This window comes from Enterovibrio nigricans DSM 22720, assembly GCF_900167155.1.
GTDB lineage: Bacteria > Pseudomonadota > Gammaproteobacteria > Enterobacterales > Vibrionaceae > Enterovibrio > Enterovibrio nigricans.
In genome coordinates this window covers 1-1,484 of sequence record NZ_FUXU01000218.1, presented here as the reverse complement: position 1 = coordinate 1,484, position 1,484 = coordinate 1, and the positions used below count along the sequence as shown (strand labels likewise).

4 protein-coding genes are annotated in these 1,484 nt (G+C 46.4%); 2 read left to right on the top strand and 2 right to left on the bottom strand.

From position 1 onward, the window contains the following. Both B5D35_RS23735 and B5D35_RS23730 read right to left on the bottom strand, forming a co-directional pair. Nucleotides 1-401, bottom strand: a 401-nt coding sequence (locus B5D35_RS23735) for a phage integrase (RefSeq protein ID WP_425291256.1), incomplete at its 3' end; no start/stop codon positions are given. Between the two features lie 141 nt (nucleotides 402-542). Further along, nucleotides 543-836 (bottom strand): helix-turn-helix domain-containing protein, encoded by a 294-nt coding sequence (locus B5D35_RS23730; protein ID WP_244556739.1) that lies wholly within the window; start codon nucleotides 834-836, stop codon nucleotides 543-545. A gap of 91 nt (nucleotides 837-927) precedes the next feature. On the opposite strand from B5D35_RS23730, the gene B5D35_RS23725 reads away from it, so the two are divergent. Continuing rightward, entirely contained in the window at nucleotides 928-1,224 is a 297-nt protein-coding gene (locus B5D35_RS23725; protein ID WP_078754848.1) for a hypothetical protein, read from the top strand. After that, the gene (locus tag B5D35_RS23720) at nucleotides 1,217-1,420 is read left to right on the top strand and encodes a hypothetical protein (protein WP_078754847.1); all 204 of its coding nucleotides are present in this window, start codon (nucleotides 1,217-1,219) and stop codon (nucleotides 1,418-1,420) included. The genes B5D35_RS23725 and B5D35_RS23720 overlap by 8 nt, the downstream gene beginning before the upstream one ends. The last annotated feature ends 64 nt before the right edge of the window (nucleotides 1,421-1,484 follow it).

The following is a 1,484-nucleotide window of genomic DNA, read 5'->3' as shown; positions in this document are numbered from 1 at the left end:
GACTTTTTACTGTTCGCAAGCAGTTGCTGAATTTCCGAGCCACTGAGAAAACGCAAATCATGCTCTTTCTCCTTGAACTGGCGAATATGCGTCAATGGATTTTCGTAGTTGATGCTCCCAAGACGGCGCAGTTCATTGAACACCGCTCTCATGTACGCATGCTCTCGGTTTAAGGTGCCTACCGACACTTCATTCGCCCGCTCTTGACGATAATGCGCAAACACTTCACTCGTAAACTGCGTGGCTATCGGATTATTGACGCGCTCTGCCATCCGAAAAAGCAGCTTGTAACGTCGCAGACCATCTTTTAACGCTTTACCGTGCAACTTATGCCACAAATCAATCAGTTCAGACAGCCGGCGATTATCAAAAGAGGCTTTGATTTTACGCTGTAATGCCATTTTGTTTTCGTAGGCCAACGCGTCCATTTAGAGGTTGAACTCGTGCGACGTATCAAGCGTCGTCACCCACAAGCCATCGACAGTTTGCACAATCGCCATGACACCCCATCTCCCAATCGTAAAACTGTATCTGTAGGGTGTTTATGCTCTCTTCGCATCCTGTGGCACATCTAACCCGCACTTCTCTTGAGTTGAGAAAGCCGGACAAATGTGACCGGACTCGTAGTCGGTTTTTCCTGTCACAAGCCAGAATGCATACTTTTCAAATCGTGGATGCTCTGTGATTTTCATCAAATTTTCGCTGCTAGGATTTCGAACTTCCCTTTCATAGTTCTGCAAGCTAATAACTGGAATATCAATCAGTTGTGAAAATTCTAACTGAGTTAACCCTTCATCCAGCCTGATCGCTTTTATCTTTTTATTTAAAATCATCATTGACCCATCCATTTGGATGTGCATTGCACTATATTACCCAGATATTGCGCCCTTACTGCGCAACTCCCCAGTGTATCACGGAGTGTTTTTTATGAAGGTTGAATTCGATATCACCGATGTGGGCGCACTCATTGAGTCCCCCGTTGGCATGATGCATGTGAGCAAAGTCGCCGACATCATGGGGATTGATGAAGATTTGCTTCGCAGCATGTGCAGCGCAGCAATCATTCCCGCCGTGCGTCGAGAGAACGACCAAAACAACTTGTTCATTAACTGCCGTCAGCTCAACCGTATGTTAGATGCGGATGCCGTCATTATCCGCTCGCCTCGAAAGGTCAAGCGTGAACTGAAAGCAGCGGAAGCCGCGCAAGGAGAAAGCCATGTCTAGAGTCAGCAACCCTATCAACACCGACAGTGATCACTTGCAACGACTGACTGATTTGCAATTACGCAAACTTTTTAACAGCTGCAAAGGTAAATATTTTTTTGGTGGGAACCGACACAGCCACAATTCACAACACGATGCCGCCAAGCAGATTGAAAATATTCATACCGAAATGACGCGCAGAGGACTCGCCCTATGACACACGCAGATTCCATCAAAGACATCTACAACGGGCTGGTACAGAAATATCAATACGATGTGAC